The organism is Streptomyces sp. NBRC 110028 (assembly GCF_001417735.1).
Taxonomy (GTDB): Bacteria; Actinomycetota; Actinomycetes; order Streptomycetales; family Streptomycetaceae; genus Streptomyces.
In genome coordinates this window covers 21,418-28,182 of the sequence record NZ_BBUZ01000044.1, presented here as the reverse complement: position 1 = coordinate 28,182, position 6,765 = coordinate 21,418, and the positions used below count along the sequence as shown (strand labels likewise).

6 protein-coding genes are annotated in these 6,765 nt (G+C 73.0%); 3 read left to right on the top strand and 3 right to left on the bottom strand.

Annotated elements, in window-relative coordinates; genetic code table 11:
• Positions 1-137: 137 nt before the first annotated feature.
• Complete coding sequence (locus ASC60_RS32850) at positions 138-785, bottom strand: TetR family transcriptional regulator (protein WP_055557345.1); 648 nt, start codon at positions 783-785, stop codon at positions 138-140.
• A gap of 356 nt (positions 786-1,141) precedes the next feature.
• On the opposite strand from ASC60_RS32850, the gene ASC60_RS32845 reads away from it, so the two are divergent.
• The 3 genes from ASC60_RS32845 (at position 1,142) to ASC60_RS32835 (ending at position 5,531) form a co-directional block, all read left to right on the top strand.
• A complete protein-coding gene (locus ASC60_RS32845; RefSeq protein WP_055557344.1) occupies positions 1,142-1,975 on the top strand; it encodes a VOC family protein in 834 nt (277 codons plus the stop codon).
• A 197-nt stretch (positions 1,976-2,172) separates the two neighbouring features.
• Complete coding sequence (locus ASC60_RS32840; protein WP_079038781.1) at positions 2,173-4,821, top strand: serine/threonine-protein kinase; 2,649 nt, start codon at positions 2,173-2,175, stop codon at positions 4,819-4,821.
• A 131-nt stretch (positions 4,822-4,952) separates the two neighbouring features.
• Complete coding sequence (locus ASC60_RS32835) at positions 4,953-5,531, top strand: hypothetical protein (RefSeq protein WP_055557343.1); 579 nt, start codon at positions 4,953-4,955, stop codon at positions 5,529-5,531.
• Positions 5,532-5,543: 12 nt separating this feature from the next.
• On the opposite strand, the gene ASC60_RS32830 is transcribed toward ASC60_RS32835, so the two are convergent.
• Together ASC60_RS32830 and ASC60_RS32825 are read right to left on the bottom strand one after the other, a co-directional pair.
• Complete coding sequence (locus tag ASC60_RS32830) at positions 5,544-6,311, bottom strand: enoyl-CoA hydratase/isomerase family protein (RefSeq protein ID WP_055557342.1); 768 nt, start codon at positions 6,309-6,311, stop codon at positions 5,544-5,546.
• A complete protein-coding gene (locus ASC60_RS32825) occupies positions 6,308-6,757 on the bottom strand; it encodes a Zn-ribbon domain-containing OB-fold protein (protein WP_055557341.1) in 450 nt (149 codons plus the stop codon). Before ASC60_RS32825 ends, ASC60_RS32830 begins: the two co-directional genes overlap by 4 nt.
• Positions 6,758-6,765: the final 8 nt, after the last annotated feature.

Genomic DNA, 6,765 nt, shown 5'->3' with positions numbered 1-6,765 from the left:
GGGCCACTCGTGTCGAGTGGCCCGCCGTGACATGACAGGACGTGCTGGCCCGCCGACCGGGCCCGGCCCGGCGTCGGCGCGCGGATGTGCGCGGGGGCGCGCACGGGCGCGCGGGCGCCGAAGTGAGCGCCGCGGCGCTATTTCGGCGGCTTGCGGCCGGTGATCCCCAGATGCACGAGCAGTGCCAGGCTCGGCTTCAGGTCGCCCTGCTTGACGCCCCAGCTCTGGAACCCCTTCTGGTGGGCGGAGACGGCCGCCAGCATCGCGACGAGCGAGCCCGCCACGGCGGCGGGCTGGACGTCCTTGTCGTACCGGCCCTTGGACTGAAGCTCCTTGATCGCGTCCGTCAGGGAGTTGGTGACGGAGTTGAGGATCTTCATGCGGATCTTGTAGAACCGCTTGTCTCCCTCGGCCGCGCCGAGATCGACCACGCGCAGAATGGCGTCGTGTTTGCGCCAAAACGAGAGGAAGCCGTCGACCAGCTCGTCGGCCGCCGTGGCGCCGGACTTGCCGGCCCAGGAGCGCCCGGCGACCAGTTCGGTCAGGCCCGCGCCCTCCTTCGCCATCTCCTCGGCGATCTCGAGGACGGCGCCCTCCACATCGGGGAAGTACTGGTAGAACGTCGCCGGTGAGGTGCCTGCCTTACGGGCGACATCGATGACTTTGACGTCTCGGTACGGGGATGTGCTGAGCATCTCGCCGAGGCAGTCGAGCAGCTTCTGCCGCGTCGCCTGCCCGCGACGACCGGCCACCCGACCGTCGACGGTGCGTACTTGTCCTGTCATGCCGTCAGCTTACCGAGGGGTGATCGAAGCGCGATTCGACTGCGTGCAAATGGGGTTCGTACGGGATGAGAGGGTTTGTGAGCCCTCCTCGGCGGCTTGGAATGGCTGATTCCGGCCCCATCCGATGGCCTCTCGTACGCCGTCAAGCCGCTTCTCGCCGCTCCACCATGCGGGTGAATGGCGTTATCAACAGGCTGTGGATAAGAAGCGTGGATGACCGGGCGGGGGCCCGGCGGCGCGGACCAAGGATTGGCCAAATATTTCGACTTCCGGAGCGGGCATCCGGGATGATCCCCCGTTAGCGTGGCAATCGCGGTAAAAGCCGCGAGCCAGGAGGACGCGGGAGGACTCGGGTCATGGTCCAGTACGTGGAAGGCGTGCCCTGCTGGGCGGACGCGATGCTGCCCGACGTCGCGGCGGGCCGCCGCTTCTACGGCGAGCTGTTCGGCTGGACCTTCGCCGAGGGCGGCGCGGGCTACCGCCCGCACACCTGGGCCCGGCTCGGGGGCGAGGACGTCGCGGCCCTGGTGCCCAAGTCCGACGGCCGGATGCCCACCGTCTGGAACGTCTACCTGGCCACCGAGGACGCCGCCGCGGCCACCGCCCGGATCCGCGAGGCGGGCGGCCGGGTGATCGTCGCGCCCCGGTGGATCGACGACCTCGGCGTCATGGCCACCGCCGCCGACCCCGGCGGCGCGGTCTTCGGGCTCTGGCAGACGGGCACCCACCCCGGCTTCGCCCGCCGGGGCGAACCCGGCGCCTACGGCTGGACCGAGGTCCACACCCGGGAGCCGAGGGTGGTGGACGCCTTCTACCGGACGGTCTTCGGATACGAGGCGCGGCCCGCGGAATCCGCCGGACCCGGGCCGAAGCGCCCCGCCGACGTCCTGCTGTGGTCACCGCGCGGCGAGCCCGCCGGACCCGGCCACGCCGTCGCCGGACGGGTCGTGCTCGGCGAACCGCACCCGGCCGAAATGCCCGCGCACTTCCTGACGTACTTTGTGGTGGCGGACTGCGATCATGCGTCGCGTACGGCCCGACGGCTGGGCGGGCGGGTTCTCAATGAGCCCGAAGATACGCCGTACGGGCGTTTCGCGGTCCTTGCGGACAATCAGGGCGCGCATTTCGCGGTCATCGACACCTCGCGGGGGACCGAAGGAGCAAGGGAGAACAGGGCGGGACGGGGCTGAGGGCGGTCCGGCGGCCGGGTGGCCGAACCGGAGGGGCTCCGGCTCCGTATCGCCCGATGACACGACGAATCGCCCCCGGGTTCGCAACCGCCGCCTTCGCCAGAGAGAATGCAGGATGCGTGCCGCCGGTTGGTTTGTCGGTGAGACGCTGCACGGGGCTGTATTTTTTGGGGCCCCCACGGGGAGGTGGCAGGCAAGTGGTGGAGCAGCTGACGCAGCACGATCCGAGGCGGATCGGTCCCTTCGAGGTGCTGGGCCGGCTTGGCGCGGGCGGCATGGGGCTCGTCTATCTGGCACGTTCGGCGTCCGGCCGACGGGTCGCGATCAAGACGGTCCGGACCGAGCTGGCCGAGGACCAGTTGTTCCGCGTCCGCTTCACCCGCGAGGTGGAGGCGGCCCGCGCGGTCAGCGGTTTCTACACGGCCGCGGTCGTGGACGCCGATCCGCGCGCCGCGGTGCCCTGGCTCGCCACGGCCTACGTCCCCGCGCCGTCGCTCGAGGAAATAGTCAATGAGTGCGGGCCGATGCCGGCCCAGGCGGTGCGCTGGCTGGCGGCCGGGGTCGCCGAGGCGCTGCAGTCCATCCATGGTGCGGGCCTGGTCCACCGGGACCTGAAGCCGTCGAACGTGCTGGTCGTCGAGGACGGCCCGCGCGTGATCGACTTCGGTATCGCCTCGGGCGTCTCCAACACCCGGCTGACGATGACCAACGTCGCCGTGGGCACGCCCGCCTACATGTCGCCCGAGCAGGCGCGCGACTCGCGCAGTGTGACGGGCGCCAGCGACATCTTCTCGCTCGGCTCCACCCTGACCTTCGCGGCCACCGGGCACGCCCCCTTCCACGGCGCGAACCCGGTCGAGACCGTGTTCATGCTGCTGCGCGAGGGGCCGGACCTGACCGGGCTGCCGGACGAGCTGCGCCCCCTCATCGAGTCGTGCATGCAGATGGAGGCCGACCGGCGGCCGTCCCCGGCCGATCTGCAGTCGCAGCTCGCCCCGCATCTGTTCGCCTCCAACGCCGACGACAGCGGTACGGCCTCGGCGTGGCTGCCGGGCGGCGCGGTCGCCCTCATCGAACGCAAGCGCAGCGGGCGCAACCAGGTGGCCCGCTCCTCGCGGCCCGCGTCCGGCTCCTCCCACCCCTCCGGGAGCGGCGGGAGCGGAAGCCCGGCCTCCGCGCCGCTGCCGCCCGAGCTGCCGCCCGCACCGCCGTCGTACGCCCCGGCCGGGGCCGACGGGCGCGGCGGCGGCCGGCACGGGGCGCCCGCCGGAGCGGGCGGCTGGGAGCCGGTGGGCACGGGCGATCCGCGCGGCGGTCTGCGCGCGCCCGGCCCGTCGAACGCGCTCAGCTCCATCGGCCCCGGGCGGCACGCCGCCCCCTCCGCGGCCGCGCCGTCCGCCCCGTCCCCGTCCGCCCCGTCCGCGCCGGTCCCGTCCGCGAGCGCGCCCGCCCCGCCGACCACCGGGGCCGACGGGCCGGTCCGGCTGCACAACTCCCAGGTGGCCATCGGCCCCGGGCTGCGTGCCGCCGACACGCGCGACCCGCACGCACGGCACGACACCGGCCCCGCCACGGGCTGGGTGCGGCCGCCGGGGATGACCCACGGCGGGCCGGGCGGGGGCGAGGCCGCCGCCACGGGCGCGGTCCCGCCGCCCACCCACTCCCCGTCCACCGACGCGGCCGAGCCGCCGGGCGCGGCGGGCCACGGCCGCTGGCGCCCCTGGCGGTTCCGCATGTCGAACGATGTGTGGGGCACCCCGGCGGTCGCCGGTGACCTGCTCTATGTGACCTCGTTCGAGGTGCACGCGCTGGACGTGGGCACCGGGCGGCGGCAGTTCAAGACCCGCGACGTGGCCTGGGCGATGGCCGTGGAGGGCGGCCGTATCCACGCCTCCGACGGCCCCACTCTGTACGCGCTGGACGCGACGGACGGCTCCGAGCGGTGGCGGCTGTCCACGGACGGCTGGGTCTACTCGCTCAAGGTCGACCGCGGCACGGTCGTCACCGGCACCCGCGGCGGCGGCGTCCAGGCCTGGGAGGCGGCCAACGGCGAGCTGCTGTGGGAGATGCAGGGCGTCCAGACCGACTTCGAGACGCCCGAGTCCGGCCCGGTCGTGCACGACGGCACGGTCTTCGTGTGGTCGGACGCCCGGCTGCGCGCCCTGGAGGCGCGTACGGGCGCGGAGCGCTGGTCGTACCCGGTCGGCGACACGGCCTCCTGCGGCGGGGTGCCGCTGCGGCTGCTCCCGGCGCCCGACGGGGTCGTGTACGTCTCGGCCGGTACCCGGGTGCTGGCGATCGACATCGCCCGCGGGGAGGTGCGGTGGCGTTTCGAGGCGCCCGCCGTCTTCCTGAGCGCCCCGGCGTACGCGCCGGGGCCCGCGGTGACCGGCGGCGGTGTCTACATCGCCGACTACCTGGGCACGGTCTACGCGCTCGACGCCGCCAATGGCCGCGACCGCTGGCGCATCGCCACCGAGGCGCGCGGTTCGGTCGAACCGGTCCTGGTGGCCGACGGCTCCGTCCACCTGGGCAGCGGCAGCGCCCTGTACACGCTCGACGCGGTCACGGGCACCCCCAAGTGGCGCTTCGCGGCGGGCGGCGAAGTCATCGGCTCCCCGGTCGTCGCCGACGGCCGCGTCCACTTCGGCTCGGCCGACCACTGCCTCTACACGGTCGACGCGGCAGGCGGTCAGCTGCGCTGGAAGCTGGCCACGGGTGGTGAGATCACCGGTTCGCCGGTGGCGGCGGGCGGTGTGGTGTACGCGTGCAGCAAGGACCGCTGCGTGTACGCGTTGGACGCGGTCAAGGGCACCGGCCAGTCCCGCCCCGCGCCCCGTCCGTAACAGGCGTGTACCCAAAGGTCCTGTGCCCCCCGAAGTGACTATGGGGTACGGGACGGCGTTGCTAGGGTGGCGTGCACTTGTCAATCATCCACAGGTTGGCTTGAAAGCAGCTTTTCCACGGGGGTAATTCCATGCAACGCCGTTCCTTGCGCCTGCCTGCCATCGCCCTGGTCGGACTTCTCGCGCTCACCGGATCGCTCACCGGATGCGGAAAGAAGAAGAGCCACGGACTCGGAGGGGGCAACGGCGGATTCGTCTCCGGCGGCACCGGCGGCGACGAGCCCGCCTCCGGCCCCAGCGGACTGTCCAGCGACATCCCCACCGACCTGCCGAGCGGGTCCTCGGACCTGCCCTCGTACGGCGCCCCGACGCCCTCGGACCCCTACTCCTACTCCGCGCCGCCCACCTACAACCCGGACGCGACCAGCGAGACGAGCGGCACCAACTGCCGCTACGACCAGTCGACCAGCCAGTTCAAGTACGACGTGACGGTCACCAACACCGACACCACCCGCAGCTTCCGCTACTCGATCAGCACCAAGTGGAACGACTACGAGGACGAGGGGCTGCTCGGCTACGACAGCCAGGACGTGACCGTGCTGCCCGGGCAGAGCGAGAAGTTCACGGCCACCGCGAGCTACACCATCACCGAGCGCACCCAGTACACCTGCCAGATCAGCCTGGCCAGCAAGTCGCCCACGAGCAGCTGACGCGCGTCCGGGTCACCGGGTGCGGAAGCCGGGCCCGCGAGCCGCGAAGAGCGCGGCCTGCGCGTCCGGCGGCCGGTTCCCCAGGGCGATCAGCTGCGGGGCCCGGGCGAGTGCCTGCGCCAGCGCCGCCTCCTTCGCCGCCCACACCGCCCGTACGGTGCCCTGGACCGCCTCCGTCGGATACGAGGCGATGACGGCGGCGGCCCGCACCGCCGCCGCCACCGCCTCACCGCGCGGCACCACCTCGCTGACCAGCCCCGTCTCATAGGCCCGCCGCGCCGAGACCCGCTCGGCCGTGCCCATCAGCGCCATCCGCGCGACCTCCCCGGCGGGCATGCGCTGCGCCATGTAGACGGCCTCGTACGCGCTGACCATCCCGTAGGAGGTGTGCGGGTCGAAGAAGGTCGCGGTCTCGTCGGCGACGATGAACTCGGCCTCGCCCAGCAGATAGAACGCCCCGCCGCAGGCCATCCCGCCCACGGCCGCCACGACCGGCTTCCACAGGTCGTTCGCCTTGGGGCCGATGTCCCGCAGCGGATCGTCCATCGCGTACGGGGACGGCGGCTGCGGCACCGTGACCGAGCGGTCGATCCCGGTGCAGAACGCCCGCTCGCCCGCCCCGGTGAGGACCACGGCCCGCACCGACTCGTCCCGGCGCAGGTCCCGCCATGCGGAGGCCAGTTCGGCGGCGGTCGCCAGGTCGATGGCGTTGTGGCGCTCGGGCCGGTCCAGGGTGACCACCGCGACCCCGTCGTCCCGGGGCTCCACCGCGACCGTCATGGCCGCTCCAGCAGCCAGCGCACCACGGTGGGCCCGTCCGGCAGGGGGTGGAAGACGGCCCGCACCGGCGCCCCGATCCGTATCCGCGCCGGGTCGACGGAGTTCAGCGCGGCACCGGCGGACGCGACCAGGTTGCCCACCAGCCGGATCCGCGGGGTCTCCGCCAGTTCGACGAGGATCACGTTGTACGGGGCCTGCGCCGCGTAGGCGGGCAGCAGCGGCGGATGCGGCAGGACGTACGACCAGATCCGGCCACGCCCGCTCGTCTTCGTCCACCGGCTGTCGAAGGACTGGCAGTGCGGGCAGCAGGGCCGGGGCGGGAAGCGCGGTTCGCCGCAGCCGGCGCAGGTCTGGACGCGCAGCTCGCCGCGGGCGGCGTACTCGAAGAAGGGCGCGCCGTCCTCGTCGGGCACCGGCCGCAGCGGTTCCGTCATGTCCGCGGTCATGGGGTGTC

What these genes read in the sequence shown, in the direction of transcription:
- ASC60_RS32830 (WP_055557342.1), bottom strand. Translation starts at nt 6,311, where the DNA reads ATGACGGTCGCGGTGGAGCCCCGGGACGACGGGGTCGCGGTGGTCACC.
- ASC60_RS32845 (WP_055557344.1), top strand. Translation starts at nt 1,142, where the DNA reads ATGGTCCAGTACGTGGAAGGCGTGCCCTGCTGGGCGGACGCGATGCTG.
- ASC60_RS32825 (WP_055557341.1), bottom strand. Translation starts at nt 6,757, where the DNA reads ATGACCGCGGACATGACGGAACCGCTGCGGCCGGTGCCCGACGAGGAC.
- ASC60_RS32835 (WP_055557343.1), top strand. Translation starts at nt 4,953, where the DNA reads ATGCAACGCCGTTCCTTGCGCCTGCCTGCCATCGCCCTGGTCGGACTT.
- ASC60_RS32850 (WP_055557345.1), bottom strand. Translation starts at nt 785, where the DNA reads ATGACAGGACAAGTACGCACCGTCGACGGTCGGGTGGCCGGTCGTCGC.